Below are 15285 nucleotides of genomic sequence, written 5' to 3' on the forward strand. Positions count from 1 at the left end.
GGCCCCCGGACATGCTGCTCAAGGTGCTCGGCACCGCGGCCGGCGGAGGCGTGCCCCAGTGGAACTGCGCCTGCCGCGGCTGCGCCGGCGCGCGCGCCCGCCCCGAGCGCCGCCGGCGGCACGCCTCGCTCGCCGTCGAGGCGGCCCCGGGACACTGGTACGTGATCAACGCGACCCCCGACATCGCGGACCAGATCGAACAGAGCCCGGCGCTGCGCCCGCGCCCCGGCACCGACCCGCGGCGCACACCGCTCGCCGGAGTGGTCCTGACCGACGCCGAGCTCGACCACACCCTCGGCCTGGCCCGGCTCCGCGAGGCCGACCGGTTCGAGGTGATCGCGACCGACCCGGTGCGCGGCGCGGTACGCGACCGCCAGGGCCTCGGCGAACTCCTCTCCCCGTACGTCGATGTGACGTGGCGTCGGCTTCCGCCGCCCGGCAGTCCGGACGAACCGCTCGGGACGGGCTCCACCGTCCACGTCGGTGCCGTACCCGTCTCCGGCAAACGCCCCCGCTACGCGGCCTCGGCCCCGCAGCCGGCCGGCCTCGCGGACTCCTGGGTGGCGGCCCTGCGCCTCACCGACCGTGCCACCGGGCGGACCCTCGTGTACGCGCCCGCGCTCGGCGCCTGGCCGGACGCCCTCCAGGCCGCCGTCGCCGACGCCGACTGTGTGCTCGTCGACGGCACCTTCTGGGACGACGACGAACCGCGCGCGACGGGCTGTTCGGACCTGACGGCGACGGACCTGGGCCATCTGCCGATCACCGGGCCGAACGGCACCGCCGGGCGGCTCGCCGCCCTGCCGGGCCGCCGCCTCTACACCCATCTGAACAACACCAATCCCCTGGTCGACCCGGACGCGCCGCAGCACAAGGAGCTGATCCGGCTGGGCATCGAAGTGGCCGCCGACGGAACGGAGATCGTGCTGTGACCCTCTCGGAGACCGGAGCCGACGCGGCGGAGCCGTGGGGGAGGGCCGAGTTCGAGGAACGGCTCCGTGACGTCGTCGAGCGGCGCTACCACGACCGGCATCCCTTCAACGTGCGCATGCACGAAGGCGGGTTGAGCCCCGAGGAGGTGCGGCGCTGGATCGCCAACCGCTTCCACTACCAGCGCCACATCCCCGTCAAGGACGCGCTGATCATGGCCAAGCTCGACACCCCGGAGCTGCGTCGCATGTGGGTGCGCCGGGTGGAGGAGCAGGACGGGCGCGCGGAGGGGGGACGCCTGGTGGACGAGGGCGGCATCGAGCGCTGGCTGCGGCTCGGCGAGGCCGCCGGCCTCGACCGGGCCGGGCTGCTCGCCGGCCGGGAGGTCCTGCCCGGGGTGCGGTTCGCCGTCGGCGGGTACGTCGACTTCTGCCGCCACCGCCCGGCCCTGGACGCCGTCGCGGCCTCGCTCACCGAGCTGTCCGCGCCGGACCTCATGCGGCGCCGCACGGCGGCCTTCGAGCGGCACTACCCCTGGGTCCGGAGCAGCGGGCTCGCCTACTTCCGGGACCGCGTCCACCAGGGCCGGCAGGCCGGTGACGAGGCGCTGCGGCTGGTCCTGGACTGGGCCCGCGACCGGGCCGGGCAGGACCGGGCGGTCGCCGCCCTCGCCTTCAAATGCCAGGTCCTGTGGTCGCTGCTCGACGCCGTCGACCACGCGTCATCGTCCGCGTCCGCGTCCGCGTCCGCGCCCTCGCCCTCGCACTCCGGGGAGGCGTGATGAGCTGGCGCCCCGTGCTCGCTCCGGCCGTCGTGCTGCGACCCGATCGCGTGCGCGGCGCCGATCTGCTCGTCAGACCCGAACGCGTGGCCGTGCTGCACGGTGCCGCCGCCGGTGTCCTCGGCCTCTGCGACGGCCGGCGGACGGTGCCCGGGATCCTCGCCGAGCTGACGGCGCGCTTTCCCGGCGCCCCGGTGGCCGACGAGGTCCCGGAGTTCCTGGACCGGCTGCGGGCCGAGGGCTGGCTGCGGTGACGGCGGGCGAGCGGGTGCCACGGCCCTGGGCGTTGCTCGCCGAGCTGACCCACCTGTGCCCGCTGCGCTGCCCGTACTGCTCCAACCCGCTGGAGCTGACCGGCCGTTCGCGCGAGCTCGGCACCGCCCAGTGGCAGGACGTCCTGCGGCAGGCCGCCGACCTCGGTGTCGTACAGACCCATCTGTCCGGTGGGGAGCCGCTGCTGCGCACGGACCTGGCGGAGATCGTCGAGGCCGCCGAGTCGGCGGGCGTCCACACCCAGCTGGTCACCAGCGGTCTCGGCCTGGACGCGGACCGGCTGGCCGGCCTGACGGCGGCCGGGCTGCGCAGCGTACAGCTGTCGGTGCAGCACGCCGACCCGCCGGCCTCCGACCGGATCGCGGGGCGCCGGTCGTACGAGGCGAAGGAGCGGGCCGCGGCGCTGGTGCGGGAGGCGGGCCTGCCGCTCGGCCTCAACGTGGTCCTGCACCGGGACAACCTCGACGCCGTCGACGCCCTGGTGGAACTGGGGCTCGCCTGGGGCGCGGACCGGATCGAGCTGGCCAACGCGCAGTACTACGGCTGGGCGCTGCGCAACCGTGCCGCGCTCCTGCCGGGCCCGGCGCAGCTGGCCCGGGCGGCGGAGCGGGTGCGGTGGTGGCGGTCACGCCTCGCCGGGCGCACCGAACTGGTGTGGGTGGCGTCCGATCACTTCGGGGGAGTGCCGAAACCCTGCATGGGCGGCTGGGGCCGGGTCTCGCTCACCGTCACCCCCGACGGCACCGTCCTGCCGTGTCCGGCGGCGGCGACACTGCCCGGCCTCGACGCCCCCAGTGTGCTGACCCGGCCGCTCGCCTGGATCTGGGAGCACTCGGCGGCCTTCGGCCGGTACCGCGGCACGGACTGGATGCGCGAGCCGTGCCGCACCTGCCCGCGCCGCGCGGAGGACTTCGGCGGCTGCCGCTGCCAGGCGTACGCGCTGACCGGCGACGCGGCCCGCACCGACCCGGCCTGCCGGCTGTCGCCCGACCACGGTCTCGTCGAGGGCCTCGTGCGCGCGGCGGCGGAGGGCGCGGAGGGCCCGGTGCCCGCCTACGCCCACCGGACGTACGCGGACACGTACGCGGAGACGTACGCGGCCGCTGACACGAACGCGGACACGAAAAGGACCAGGGCCTGACCCTCTGTGCATGGGTCAGACCCTGGTCTTCGCACGCCCAGCGCGGGACCGTAAACCGCGCTGCGCGACGTGGTGACCGCCCGACGGCACGAGGCTGGCGCGACAGGACGTTCGCGCCGCCGGGCGGAGTCTGTCCCCCTTCCGTGCGAGAAGGGGGGCGTTGGGACCGCGGTGGCACCGACGGGCGCTGCGGCCGGGTCCCCTTCCTTCAGGTCAAGAAGGGGAGCCGCAGGTCCTTACCACCGCACTGGCTCGGCGCCACCGCGGTCCTCACGCTGTCCGGCTCGACGACCACCCCTCATCCGGGCCGGCGAGCCGGACCGCGCACGGCACTGACCTCCCGTCAGGTGCCGTACGCAGCCTCGGAGTCGAGGGCTCAGTCCTCGCGCAGGGCGCGGACGGCCTCCTCGACGCGCCGGCCGTACTCGGCGTCGGCGGCGGCGAAGTGGGCGAGGTTCTTCTCGATGATGTCCTCGCGGGCGACCTGGGAGAGGCTGCCGGCGATGTTGGACACCAGACGGGACTTCTCGTCCTCGGACATCAGGCGGTAGAGCTCACCGGCCTGGAAGAAGTCGTCGTCCTTGACGTGCTCCGGGGCCGCGTGGGTGCCGGTCCAGCCGTGGATGGCGAGCGGAGCGGAGAGCGCGTTGTCGGTCTGCGCCGGGCCCGAGTACGAGTTGGGCTCGTAGTTCTTGTCGTGGCGCGAGCCGTTGCGGGTGGCCATGAAGCCGTCGCGGCCGTAGTTGTCGGCCGTGGTCGCCTTGGGGGCGTTGACCGGCAGCTGGGTGTGGTTGACGCCGAGGCGGTAGCGGTGGGCGTCCGCGTAGGCGAAGAGGCGGCCCTGGAGCATCTTGTCCGGCGAGGGGCCGATGCCCGGGACGAAGTTGTTCGGGGAGAAGGCGGCCTGCTCGACCTCGGCGAAGACGTTGTCCGGGTTGCGGTCGAGGACCAGGCGGCCCACGCGCTGCAGCGGGTAGTCGGCGTGCGGCCACACCTTGGTGAGGTCGAACGGGTTGAAGCGGTAGTCCGCGGCCTCGGCGGCCGGCATGATCTGGACGTAGAGGGTCCAGGACGGGCACACACCGCGCTCGATGGACTGCAGCAGGTCGGTCTGGTGCGAGTTGGCGTCCTTGCCGACCAGCTCGGCGGCCTGCTCGGCGGAGAGCGAGCGGATGCCCTGGTTCGTCTTGAAGTGGTACTTGACGAAGAAGGCCTCGCCCGCCTCGTTGGTCCACTGGTAGGTGTGCGAGCCGTAGCCGTTCATGTGGCGGTACGAGGCCGGGATGCCGCGGTCGCCGAAGAGCCAGGTGATCTGGTGGGTCGCCTCGGGGGCGTGGGCCCAGAAGTCCCAGACGTTGTCCGCCTCCTGCTTGCCCGTGAACGGGTCGCGCTTCTGGGAGTGGATGAAGTCGGGGAACTTGATCGGGTCCTTGATGAAGAACACCGGGGTGTTGTTGCCGACGAGGTCGTAGTTGCCCTCTTCGGTGTAGAACTTCAGCGCGAAGCCGCGCGGGTCACGGACCGCGTCCGCGCCGCCGAGCGAGTCGGCCACGGTGGAGAAGCGCAGGAAGGTCTCGGTCTTCTTGCCGACCTCGGAGAGGAAGGCGGCCTTCGTGTAGGCCGTGACGTCGTCGGTCACCTCGAAGTAGCCGTACGCGCCGGAGCCGCGGGCGTGCACCACGCGCTCCGGGATGCGCTCACGGTTGAAGCGCGCGAGCTTCTCCAGCAGGTGCTGGTCCTGGAGCAGGATGGGGCCACCGACGCCGGCGGTGGCGGAGTTCTGGTTGTCGGCGACGGGGGCGCCGGACTCGGTCGTAAGCACGCGCTTCGACATGGTGGACCTTCCGTGAGCTGCACTGCTACTGGTCAAGTGCTCTGGAGCGTAGGTACGCCCGGCAAACGACGTCAACAGTTTGTTGAAAATGAAGTGTGGTGTTCCGGACGGCGGCGACGCCTGGGCGCGACAGGACAGGTGTCAGCGCCGCCGCCGTCCGGAAATCTGGGTCAGACCTGCTGGCCGGAGAGGCGCTCGACGGCGCGCAGCAGGGCCGAGTGGTCCAGGCCGCCGTCACCCTGCGCACGCAGGGAGGCGACGAGCTGGGCGACCACGGCGCCGACCGGAAGGGCCGCGCCGACGTTGCGGGCGGCGTCGGTGACGATGCCCATGTCCTTGTGGTGCAGGTCGATCCGGAAGCCGGGCTTGAAGTCCCGGTTCAGGAAGTTGTCCTTCTTGCGGGTCAGCACGGTGGAGCCGGCCAGACCGCCGTTGAGGACGTCGAGGGCGGCGTTGAGGTCCACGCCGGACTTCTCCAGGAAGACCACGGCCTCGGCGCACGCCTGGATGTTGACGGCGACGATGAGCTGGTTGGCGGCCTTCACCGTCTGGCCGGAGCCGTGCGGGCCACAGAGCACGATGGTCTTGCCGAGGGCCTGGAGGATCGGCAGGGCCTCGTCGAAGTCGGCCTGCTCGCCACCCACCATGATCGACAGGACGGCCTCGATGGCGCCGGCCTCGCCGCCGGAGACGGGGGCGTCGATGACGCGGATGCCCTTCTCCTTGGCGTTCGCGGCCAGGTCGACGGAGGTCTGCGGGGTGATCGACGACATGTCGATGACCAGGGCGCCCGGCTTGGCGTTCTCCAGGATGCCCTCGGGGCCGTAGGAGATGGCCTCGACCTGCGGGGAGGCGGGCACCATCGTGATGACCACGTCGGCGTCCTTGACGGCCTCGGCGATCGAGCCGGCCGCGGAGCCGCCGGCGGCGGCCAGGCGGTCCAGCTTGTCCTGCTCGAGGGTGAAGCCGGTGACGGAGTAGCCGGCCTTGATCAGGTTCTCGGACATGGGGGAGCCCATGATGCCGAGGCCGATCCACGCGATCTTGGGAAGAGTGCTCATGGTGAGGGTGCCTCTCAAAGCAAGGGTGGTACGGGGAGGGAGCGGGGGTCAGCGCGCCGGGCGGTCCTCGGCGGGCAGCCATTCGAAGGAGGCCGCGGCGTCGGCGGCCTTGTACTCCAGGCCCACCCAGCCGTCGTAGCCGGCCTTCTTCAGCTCGCCGAGCAGGTCCGCGAGCGGGAGCTCGCCGGTGCCCGGGGCGCCGCGGCCCGGCATGTCCGCGATCTGGACGTGGCCGGTCTTGTCGGCGTACCGCGCGATGACCTCGCTGACGTCCTCGCCGTTCATGGCCAGGTGGTAGATGTCGAGCAGGAACTTGGCGTTGCCCAGCCCCGTGGCCGCGTTGACCTTGTCGACGATCTCGATGCCGGCGGGGGCGCTCACCAGCGGGTAGAGCGGCGACTCCGGCTTGTTGAGGGTCTCGATCAGCAGGATCGCGCCGACCCGGTCGGCCGCGCGGGCGGCCAGGACCAGGTTCTCCAGGGCGAGCTCGTCCTGGACGGCCGGGTCCACGCCCTCGACGCGGTTGCCGTAGAGCGCGTTCAGCGCCTTGCAGCCGACCGAGGCGGCGAAGTCCGCGGCGATGTCGATGTTGGCCCGGAAGCGGTCCGACTCCTCGCCGGGCACCGAGACCGCGCCGCGGTCCGGGCCGGGGAGCTGTCCCGCGTAGAAGTTCAGGCCGACCAGCTGGGTGCCGGCGTCCTCGAGGGCCTTCTTGAGGGCGTCGAGCTCGCTCTGCTCGGGGGTGGCGGTGTCGATCCAGGGCCACCACAGCTCGACCGCGGTGAAGCCCGCCGCGGCGGCGGCCGCGGGGCGCTCCAGGAGCGGGAGTTCCGTGAAGAGGATCGACAGGTTCACATCGAAGCGCTGGTCCGTGCCGGCGCCTTCAGAGAAGCGGGCCATGAGGGGCGGCGCTCCTTCCGTATTGCGGAAGTAAGTTTCTGTCTGACGGAATGTTGTAGCGGGAGCGACCGACTTGTCAAGAGGTCCCCGCAGGTCCGGGGCTCCCGCTGGGGCCCGGACGGGCCGTAGCGTGGGGGCATGGAGCGTTTGAGAGTGGAGTTCACGACCGAGCCGTTCGACCTCGACGAGGCGCCGGCGCACGCGGTGGTGGCTCGTGAGGTCATCCAGTCGGCCGAGCTGGACGCGGTGGACGTCGGCCCCTTCGGCAACACGGCGGAAGGCGGCGCGGACGCCGTGCTCACCGCCGTGGACGAGCTGCTGCGCAAGTCCCTGGCGGCGGGCGCCACCCGGGTCTCGCTCCAGGTGAACGTCCTCGACGAGTCGGGGGAGGCGGGCAAGTGACCGAGCACCCCCTGGTCGCGGCGGTGAAGCCGCTGGTGGACGCGATGGGCGCGGAACTGCTCGGCCCCGAGCAGGCCGGGTCCGACGACGTCGTCCTCGCCTGGGAGGGCGAGGACGTGCTCGCCGTGCGGCTGCCGCAGCTGTCCGAGTCCCTCGATCACATCCTCGCGGCCATGGAACGGCGGCACGGGATGCCGCTGGCCGAACTCGACCGCAAGGCGAAGCAGGAGATCGTCCGCATCCTGGAGGCACGCGGTGCCTTCTCGGTGCGCCACGGTGTGGAGACGGTGGCCGGGGCGCTGGGCGTCTCCCGCTTCACCGTCTACAACTACCTGAACCGGGAGACAGCCCTGAACAGGCAAAAACCCCCGAAGAACGGTTAGTTGATCATGTCTTGCCACAAGCCGTCGTCCGCATGTCGGGACGACGGCTTTTGTATGGCCGAGTTTTCAACAAAGTGTTGACGTGGTGTTGCGGAGGGCGTTAGCTATCCGCAGCCCGTCCGACGCACAGCGAAAAACAGCCACGGAGGCTTCCCGTGACTTCAGGTACGACTCCGGGTCTGACCCGGTTCAACACCTCGGCGGACGGCGACGCCGTCGCCGCACTCCACGAGGTGTGCTCCAGTTCGGCGTGGGGGAGCAAGCTCCTCGCCCAGCGCCCGTACGCCACCGCCGAAGCCCTCTTTCTCGCCAGCGACGCCGCCATGGCCGAGCTGACCGCCGAGGACCTCGCCGAGGCGATGGCGGGCCACCCGCCGATCGGTCGTCCGAAGGCCGGGGACCCGACCTCCTCCCGCGAGCAGAGCGGGATGGCCGGCGCCTCCGCGGAGCTCAAGGCCGAGATGCTCGAACTCAACCTGGCCTACCAGGACCGGTTCGGCCACGTCTTCCTCATCTGCGCCACCGGCAAGACCGGCGAGCAGATGCGCGACGCGATCCGCGCACGGATCGAGAACTCGCCCGAGCAGGAGCGGGAGATCGTCCGCACCGAACTGGGCAAGATCAACCGCATCCGCCTGACCCGTCTCGTAGAGACCGAGGAAGAGAACTGATGAGCACCGACACCACCGCCTCGGTGTCCACCCACATCCTGGACACCAGCCTCGGCCGGCCGGCCGAGGGCGTGGCCATCGCGCTCGCGGCCCGCGCCGGCTCCGGCGCGGAGTGGGTCGCCCTGGGCGGCTCCGCCACCGACGCGGACGGGCGCTGCAAGGACCTGCCGGCCCTGCCGGAGGGCACGACCCACGTACGTCTCGACTTCGAGACCGAGGCGTACTTCCTGACACAGCAGAACAAGCAAGCCGAGGCGCAGCAGGACGCCCCCGCGAATCGGGACAGCGGTGCGACCGGTGTGTTCTTCCCGGAGGTGGCGATCACGTTCGCCGTCGTACCGGGCGAGCACTACCACGTACCGCTGCTGCTCAACCCGTTCGGCTACTCCGTTTACCGAGGGAGCTAGCAGACATGCCCACGATTCTCGGCCAGAACCAGTACGGCAAAGCAGAGAACCGCGTCGTCAAGATCACGCGCGACGGCGGCACGCACCACATCAAGGACCTGAACGTCTCCGTCGCCCTCTCCGGTGACCTCGACGACGTCCACCTCACCGGCTCCAACGCCAACTGCCTCCCCACCGACACGACGAAGAACACCGTCTTCGCGTTCGCCAAGGAGTACGGCATCGAGTCCGCCGAGCAGTTCGGCATCCACCTGGCCCGTCACTTCGTGACGAGCCAGGAGCCGATCAAGAAGGCCCGGATCCGGATCGAGGAGTACTCCTGGGAGCGGATCGCCAGCTCGGACGCCAACTCCAAGTTCATCGGCTCCGACGAGGTCAACCACTCCTTCGTCCGCAAGGGCCAGGAGACCCGCACCACCCAGATCACCTTCGACGGCGAGAAGTGGGAGGTCATTTCCGGCCTCAAGGACCTCGTCGTCATGAACTCCACCAACTCGGAGTTCTGGGGCTACATCAAGGACAAGTACACCACCCTCAAGGAGGCGTACGACCGGATCCTTGCCACCCAGGTGTCGGGTCAGTGGCGGTTCAACTGGACCGACGACGAGCAGCGGATGCCGAACTGGGAGCGGTCCTACGAGCAGACCAAGAAGCACATGCTCGAGGCGTTCGCCGAGACCTACTCGTACTCGCTGCAGCAGACCCTCTACCAGATGGCCACGCGGATCATCAACCACCGCGCGGAGATCGACGAGGTCCGCTTCTCGCTCCCGAACAAGCACCACTTCCTCGTCGACCTCGAGCCCTTCGGCCTGAAGAACGACAACGAGGTCTACTACGCCGCCGACCGCATGTACGGCCTGATCGAGGCCACCATCCTCAGGGACGGCGCCACGGCGCAGATCCCGGTCGACATGACCAACCTCTAAGCGGCACTGAGTGAACCGGTCCCCGCCCGTCCGCAGCGGGCGGGGACCGGCACCAGACCGGAGGGAACCTCACATGGCACAGCCCGCAAAGGGGCCGGCTTCCGCCGACGGCCCGTGTTCCACCTCGTCGCCCACCCCGGCAGCCTGCCACCCGGTGGACGAGAAACTCCCCGCCTCGCGGCTCGTCCCCGCCGCGCTCCAGCACATCGCCGCCATGTACGCAGGCGTCGTCACCCCTCCGCTCATCATCGGCCAGGCCGTCGGCCTGGACGCCGCCGGAATGACCCGGCTCATCGCCGCCAGCCTGCTGATCGCCGGCTGCGCCACCATCCTGCAGACACTCGGCCTCGGCCGCTTCGCCGGAAACCGGCTGCCGTTCGTCAACGCGGCCTCCTCCGCCGGCATCGCGCCCATGCTCGCCATCGCCGAGACCAGCGCCAAGGGCCACCAACTCCCCGCCATCTACGGCGCGGTGATGGTCGCCGGCGTCTTCTGCCTCGCCGTCGGCCCCTTCTTCGGCCGCCTCCTGCGCTTCTTCCCGCCCCTCGTCACCGGCGTCGTGATCACCCTCATCGGGGTCACCCTGATGCCCGTCCCGGTGAGCTGGGCCCAGGGCGGCGACAAGAACGCCGCCGACTTCGGCGACATGAAGCACCTGGCACTCGCCGGCTTCACGCTCGTCGTCATCCTGCTCTTCCAGCGCTTCGGCAAGGGCTTCGTCAAGCAGATCGCCCTGCTCCTCGGCCTGTTCATCGGCACGGTCGCCGCGATCCCCTTCGGCCTGGCGGACTTCAGCGCACTGCGTGAGGCGCCGGTCGCCGCGCTGCCCGCCCCCTTCGCCTTCGGTGCCCCCGAGTTCCAGCCCGCCGCGATCCTCTCCCTGTGCATCGTGATGCTGGTCCTGATGACCGAGTCCAGCGCCGGCATGCTCGCCCTCGGCGAGATCTGCGACCGGCGCAGCGACGGTCGGACCATCACCCGCGGCCTGCGCACCGACGGCATCGCCACCCTCCTCGGCCCGGTCTTCGGCGGCTTCCCCACCTCCGCCTTCGCCCAGAACGTCGGCGTCGTCTCGCTGACCCGGGTGCGCAGCCGGTACGTGGTCGCCGTCGCCGGCGGCGCCCTCCTGGTCCTCGGCGCCTTCCCGGTGCTCGGCGCGGTCGTCTCCCTCGTGCCGATGCCGGTCCTCGGCGGCGCGGGCATCGTGCTCTTCGGCTCCATCGCCGTCAGCGGCATCCGCACCCTCTCGGAAGCGGGCCTCGACGACAGCTCCAACATCATCCTGGTGGCCGTCGCGCTCGGCGCGGGCATCATCCCGCTCGCCGCGCCCACCTTCTACGCCGGATTCCCCGCCTGGGCACAGACCGTGCTCGGCTCCGGCATCAGCGCCGGCGCGCTCGTCGCCGTCCTGCTGAACCTCTTCTTCCATCATCTCGGCACCCGGAGCCGCCACGCGGCTGCGGCACTCAAATCCTCCTAGGGTCCTGCCGTGCCCGACCATCCCCCTGTTGATGAAGGAAGCACCGCCATGGCAGCACCTTCGGCAGCACCCCAGCGCATCGTCATCGAGAACGCGGCGATCGCCACCGTCGACGCGGCCGACACCGAGTACGCCACCGGCCATCTCGTCGTCGCCGGGAACAAGATCGAGTCCATCGGCGCCGGCCGCGCGCCGGAGGGCCTCGACAACGTGGTCCGGCGGATCGACGCCACCGGCCACCTGATCACGCCGGGTCTGGTCAACACCCACCACCACTTCTACCAGTGGATCACCCGCGGTCTCGCGACCGACCACAACCTGTTCGACTGGCTGGTCGCGCTCTACCCGACCTGGGCCCGGATCGACGAGCAGATGGTGCGCGTCGCCGCCCAGGGCTCGCTCGCCATGATGGCCCGCGGCGGTGTCACCACCGCCATGGACCACCACTACGTCTTCCCGCGCGGCACCGGCGACCTGTCCGGCGCCATCATCGGCGCCGCCCGGGACATGGGCGTCCGCTTCACCCTCGCCCGCGGCTCCATGGACCGCAGCGAGAAGGACGGCGGACTGCCCCCGGACTTCGCCGTCGAGACCACCGAGGGCGCGCTCGCCGCGACCGAGGAGACGGTGAAGCAGCACCACGACGCCTCCTTCGACGCGATGACCCAGATCGCCGTCGCCCCCTGCTCGCCCTTCTCCGTCTCCACCGAACTGCTCCGCGAGGGCGCGGCCCTCGGCCGCCGGCTCGGCGTGCGGATGCACACCCACGGCTCGGAGACCGTGGAGGAGGAGAAGTTCTGCCACGAGCTGTTCGGCATGGGGCCGACCGACTACTTCGAGTCCACCGGCTTCCTCGGCGAGGACGTGTGGATGGCGCACTGCGTCCACATGAACGACTCCGACATCGAGGCCTTCGCCCGCACGAGGACCGGTGTCGCGCACTGCCCGTCGTCCAACGCGCGGCTCGCGGCCGGCATCGCCCGCGTCCCCGACATGCTCAGGGCGGGCGTGCCGGTCGGCCTCGGCGTCGACGGCACCGCCTCCAACGAGTCGGGCGAACTGCACACCGAGCTGCGCAACGCGCTGCTCATCAACCGCCTCGGCCACCACCGCGAGGCCGCGCTGAACGCCCGCCAGGCCCTGCGCCTCGGCACCTACGGCGGCGCGCAGGTCCTCGGCCGCGCCGACAGCATCGGCTCCCTGGAGCCGGGCAAGCTCGCCGACTTCGTCCTCTGGCGGATCGACGGCCTCGGCCACTCTTCGATCGCCGACCCGGTCACCGCGATCGTCTTCGGCGCGGCGGCCCCCGTCACCGCGTCCTTCGTCAACGGCCGGCAGATCGTCGAGAACAACCGGCTCCTGACCGCCGACGAGGAAGCCATCGCGCGCGACGCGCGCACGGAGGCGCAGCGCCTGGCCCGTATCGCGGCCCGGGGCTGACCCACCCCCAGACGTCCTACGGTGGGGGACGGCCCTCGGTCGGTCGCCGTGGACCCGAGCGGGGCCCACGGCAGCCGGGCCGGGGGGTGTACGTACGCCAAGTCGTACGGCACCCCCCGGAACGGTGAACCCGCGCCCGTCCCCACCGGGCACCCCGTCCCGCGCCGCACCCCCTCCGCCGGCGCACCACCGCAGGACCCCCTGCACCCCCTCGCACCACCCCCGCGCCGAGCCGCACCTCCCGCACCCCGCACCGCATCGCACCACCTCCCTGCATCCCACGTCCCCGCCGACGTGTACCTGACCGGAGGAACCGCCGTGGCCGCCAAGCCCCAGGTTCGCAATGCACCAGACGAAGGCACCGCCCCCGAAGGCGCCGTCCCCGACGCGGACCGGACCAAGCATCCGGTCGACGAGACCCTGCCCCCCGCCAAGATGCTCACCAGCGGTCTGCAGCACGTGGCCGCCATGTACGCGGGCGTCGTCGCCCCGCCCCTGATCGTCGGAGCGGCCGTGGGCCTCTCTCCGACCGAACTGACGTTCCTCACCGGCGCCAGCCTCTTCACCGCCGGACTCGCCACCTTCCTCCAGACCCTCGGCGTCTGGAAGATCGGCGCCAAGCTGCCCTTCGTGAACGGCGTCACCTTCGCCGGTGTCGCCCCGATGCTGGCCATCGTCAACACGACGAAGGACAAGGCCGACGCGCTCCCGGTGATCTTCGGCGCGATCATCGTCGCCGGACTCCTCGGCTTCATAGCCGCCCCGTTCTTCTCCCGCCTCGTGCGCTTCTTCCCGCCGGTCGTCACCGGGTCCGTCATCACGCTCATCGGCGTCTCCCTGCTGCCGGTCGCCTTCGGCTGGGCGCAGGGTCCCAACCCGAGAGCCGACGACTACGGCTCGACGACCTATCTGTCGCTCGCCGGCATCACCCTCGTGATCGTGCTGCTGCTGCGCCGCTTCACCACCGGCTTCCTCAAGCAGGTCGCGGTCCTGGTCGGCCTGGTCCTCGGCACGCTCATCGCGATCCCGTTCGGCGTCACCGACTTCTCCCCGGTGCGGCAGGCCGACGTCGTCGGCTTCCCGACGCCCTTCCACTTCGGCGCCCCGCAGTTCGCCACCGCCGCGATCATCTCCATGTGCGTGGTCATGCTGGTCTCCATGACCGAGTCGACCGCCGACATGCTGGCGCTCGGCGAGATCGTCGAGCGGCCGGCCGACGAGAAGACCATCGCGGCCGGACTGCGCGCCGACACCCTCGGCTCCGCGCTCAGCCCGCTCTTCAACGGCTTCATGTGCAGCGCCTTCGCCCAGAACATCGGCCTGGTCGCCATGACCCGGATCCGCAGCCGCTTCGTCGTGGCCTGCGGTGGCGGCTTCCTGGTCCTGATGGGCCTGTCGCCGATGGCCGCCTCGCTGATCTCGGTCGTGCCCCGGCCGGTGCTCGGCGGCGCGGGCGTCGTCCTCTTCGGCTCGGTCGCCGCCAGCGGCATCCAGACCCTGGTCAAGGCCGGCCTGGAGAAGGACAACAACGTGCTGATCGTGGCGGTCTCGCTGGCCGTCGGCATCATCCCGATCACGAAGCCGGAGTTCTACCACGCCTTCCCCGAGACGGCGAAGATCATCCTGGACTCCGGCATCTCCACCGGCTGTGTCGCCGCCGTCCTGCTCAACTTCGTCTTCAACCACCTCGGCAGGCACCGGAACGACGACACGGTGACGGCGCCGATGGAACCGGGCGAGGAGATCTCGGAGACGGCGTCGGCGAAGGCGGCGCACGCCCACTGAACCCGTGAGCCGCCCACTGCCACCGCCGCCGCCCGCCCCGGATCCCGCGCACCCCGCGGGGCCCGGGGCGCCGGCCGTGGTCCTGATCAACCCCAACACCGCCACGACGACCCCCCGCATGATGACGGCCATCGCGCGCCGCGCGCTCGCCGCCTCGGGCCTGCGCGTGCGCGGCGTGACCGTCGCCCAGGGCCCCGCGATGCTCACCGACCCCGCCGCCCTCCGGGAAGCCGCCCCGCAGGTCCTCGCCGCCGCGCGCGAGGCCCTGGCGTCCGGCGACTGCGCGGCCCTGATCGTCGGCGCGTTCGGCGACCCGGGAGTCGCGGAGCTGCGAACCCGGCTCGCCGCGGCGAGCGGCGACGCCCGCCTCGGCACGGAACCGGCCGCCCCCGCCCCCGTCCCAGTGGTCGGCATCGGCGAGGCCGCGCTCGCGGAAGCGGCCGAGGACGGACGGCGCTTCGGCATCGCCACCACCACACCGCGTCTCGCCGCCGCGATCGACGCCCACGTCGCCCGCCTCGGCCTCGCCGCCGCGTACACCGGCGCCCGTTTCACCTCCGGCACTCCCGAACAGCTCGCCGCCCGCCCCGAGTCGCTGCTCGCCGCCCTGACGGAGGCCGCGCGCGCCTGCGTCGTACGCGACGGAGCCGAGGTCGTCGTCATCGGCGGCGGCCCACTCGGCGACGCGGCCGAGACGCTCCGGACCCGCCTCCCCGTCCCGGTCGTGGCCCCCGTCCCGGCGGCCTGCCGCCGGGTGGCGCGACTGCTGGGCGCAACCCCGGACCGGGCGTAGGGCAGGACCCGAGACGGCACCCGGGGCAGGTCCCAGGGCACGGCCCGGGACAGGATCCGGGGCAGGTCCCAGGGC

The 15285-nt window shown here is 71.6% G+C and carries 16 protein-coding genes; 13 read left to right on the forward strand and 3 right to left on the reverse strand.

Features of this window, described 5'->3' with window-relative positions:
- Nucleotides 1-11 precede the first annotated feature (11 nt).
- From pqqB to pqqE, 4 genes are read left to right on the forward strand one after another with little or no spacing between them, the layout of a single operon-like run.
- Nucleotides 12-932: a pyrroloquinoline quinone biosynthesis protein PqqB gene (gene pqqB / locus ACWEV0_RS22030; RefSeq protein ID WP_453151075.1), complete on the forward strand. Its 921-nt coding sequence runs from the start codon at nucleotides 12-14 to the stop codon at nucleotides 930-932.
- On the forward strand, nucleotides 929-1711 hold the full coding sequence (gene pqqC / locus ACWEV0_RS22035; RefSeq protein ID WP_453151076.1) for a pyrroloquinoline-quinone synthase PqqC: 783 nt from the start codon (nucleotides 929-931) through the stop codon (nucleotides 1709-1711). The genes pqqB and pqqC overlap by 4 nt, the downstream gene beginning before the upstream one ends.
- A complete protein-coding gene (gene pqqD / locus ACWEV0_RS22040; protein ID WP_453151077.1) occupies nucleotides 1711-1965 on the forward strand; it encodes a pyrroloquinoline quinone biosynthesis peptide chaperone PqqD in 255 nt (84 codons plus the stop codon). Before pqqC ends, pqqD begins: the two co-directional genes overlap by 1 nt.
- Complete coding sequence (gene pqqE, locus ACWEV0_RS22045) at nucleotides 1962-3125, forward strand: pyrroloquinoline quinone biosynthesis protein PqqE (protein ID WP_453151078.1); 1164 nt, start codon at nucleotides 1962-1964, stop codon at nucleotides 3123-3125. The genes pqqD and pqqE overlap by 4 nt, the downstream gene beginning before the upstream one ends.
- A 376-nt stretch (nucleotides 3126-3501) precedes the next feature.
- Here the strand turns inward: pqqE and ACWEV0_RS22050 are convergent, their stop codons facing one another.
- The 3 genes from ACWEV0_RS22050 to ACWEV0_RS22060 all read right to left on the reverse strand — a co-directional run bounded on the left by ACWEV0_RS22050 (nucleotide 3502) and on the right by ACWEV0_RS22060 (nucleotide 6920).
- Nucleotides 3502-4959: a catalase gene (locus ACWEV0_RS22050; RefSeq protein ID WP_453151080.1), complete on the reverse strand. Its 1458-nt coding sequence runs from the start codon at nucleotides 4957-4959 to the stop codon at nucleotides 3502-3504.
- 170 nt (nucleotides 4960-5129) lie between these two features.
- On the reverse strand, nucleotides 5130-6020 hold the full coding sequence (locus ACWEV0_RS22055; protein WP_453151082.1) for a 2-hydroxy-3-oxopropionate reductase: 891 nt from the start codon (nucleotides 6018-6020) through the stop codon (nucleotides 5130-5132).
- Between the two features lie 48 nt (nucleotides 6021-6068).
- On the reverse strand, nucleotides 6069-6920 hold the full coding sequence (locus ACWEV0_RS22060) for a TIM barrel protein (protein ID WP_453151083.1): 852 nt from the start codon (nucleotides 6918-6920) through the stop codon (nucleotides 6069-6071).
- Between the two features lie 138 nt (nucleotides 6921-7058).
- Between ACWEV0_RS22060 and ACWEV0_RS22065 the strand changes: the two genes are divergently transcribed.
- From ACWEV0_RS22065 to ACWEV0_RS22105, 9 genes are all read left to right on the forward strand, one after another.
- Nucleotides 7059-7322, forward strand: a complete 264-nt coding sequence (locus ACWEV0_RS22065) for a thiamine-binding protein (protein ID WP_453151084.1) — start codon at nucleotides 7059-7061, stop codon at nucleotides 7320-7322.
- Nucleotides 7323-7366: 44 nt separating this feature from the next.
- On the forward strand, nucleotides 7367-7705 hold the full coding sequence (locus ACWEV0_RS22070; RefSeq protein ID WP_403790187.1) for a helix-turn-helix domain-containing protein: 339 nt from the start codon (nucleotides 7367-7369) through the stop codon (nucleotides 7703-7705).
- A 155-nt stretch (nucleotides 7706-7860) separates the two neighbouring features.
- Entirely contained in the window at nucleotides 7861-8376 is a 516-nt protein-coding gene (uraD, locus tag ACWEV0_RS22075; RefSeq protein ID WP_453151085.1) for a 2-oxo-4-hydroxy-4-carboxy-5-ureidoimidazoline decarboxylase, read from the forward strand.
- Entirely contained in the window at nucleotides 8376-8783 is a 408-nt protein-coding gene (gene uraH, locus ACWEV0_RS22080; protein WP_403789512.1) for a hydroxyisourate hydrolase, read from the forward strand. The genes uraD and uraH overlap by 1 nt, the downstream gene beginning before the upstream one ends.
- 5 nt (nucleotides 8784-8788) lie before the next feature.
- The gene (gene pucL / locus ACWEV0_RS22085) at nucleotides 8789-9712 is read left to right on the forward strand and encodes a factor-independent urate hydroxylase (protein WP_453151086.1); all 924 of its coding nucleotides are present in this window, start codon (nucleotides 8789-8791) and stop codon (nucleotides 9710-9712) included.
- 73 nt (nucleotides 9713-9785) lie between these two features.
- Nucleotides 9786-11192 (forward strand): nucleobase:cation symporter-2 family protein, encoded by a 1407-nt coding sequence (locus tag ACWEV0_RS22090; RefSeq protein ID WP_453151087.1) that lies wholly within the window; start codon nucleotides 9786-9788, stop codon nucleotides 11190-11192.
- Nucleotides 11193-11240: 48 nt separating this feature from the next.
- Nucleotides 11241-12632, forward strand: coding sequence for an 8-oxoguanine deaminase (locus tag ACWEV0_RS22095; RefSeq protein ID WP_453151088.1), 1392 nt, complete (start codon nucleotides 11241-11243; stop codon nucleotides 12630-12632).
- Nucleotides 12633-12950: 318 nt separating this feature from the next.
- Nucleotides 12951-14417, forward strand: a complete 1467-nt coding sequence (locus ACWEV0_RS22100) for a nucleobase:cation symporter-2 family protein (RefSeq protein WP_453151089.1) — start codon at nucleotides 12951-12953, stop codon at nucleotides 14415-14417.
- Nucleotides 14418-14421: 4 nt separating this feature from the next.
- Nucleotides 14422-15210 (forward strand): aspartate/glutamate racemase family protein, encoded by a 789-nt coding sequence (locus ACWEV0_RS22105; protein WP_453151090.1) that lies wholly within the window; start codon nucleotides 14422-14424, stop codon nucleotides 15208-15210.
- The last annotated feature ends 75 nt before the right edge of the window (nucleotides 15211-15285 follow it).

This window comes from Streptomyces sp. NPDC003943, from assembly GCF_053605265.1.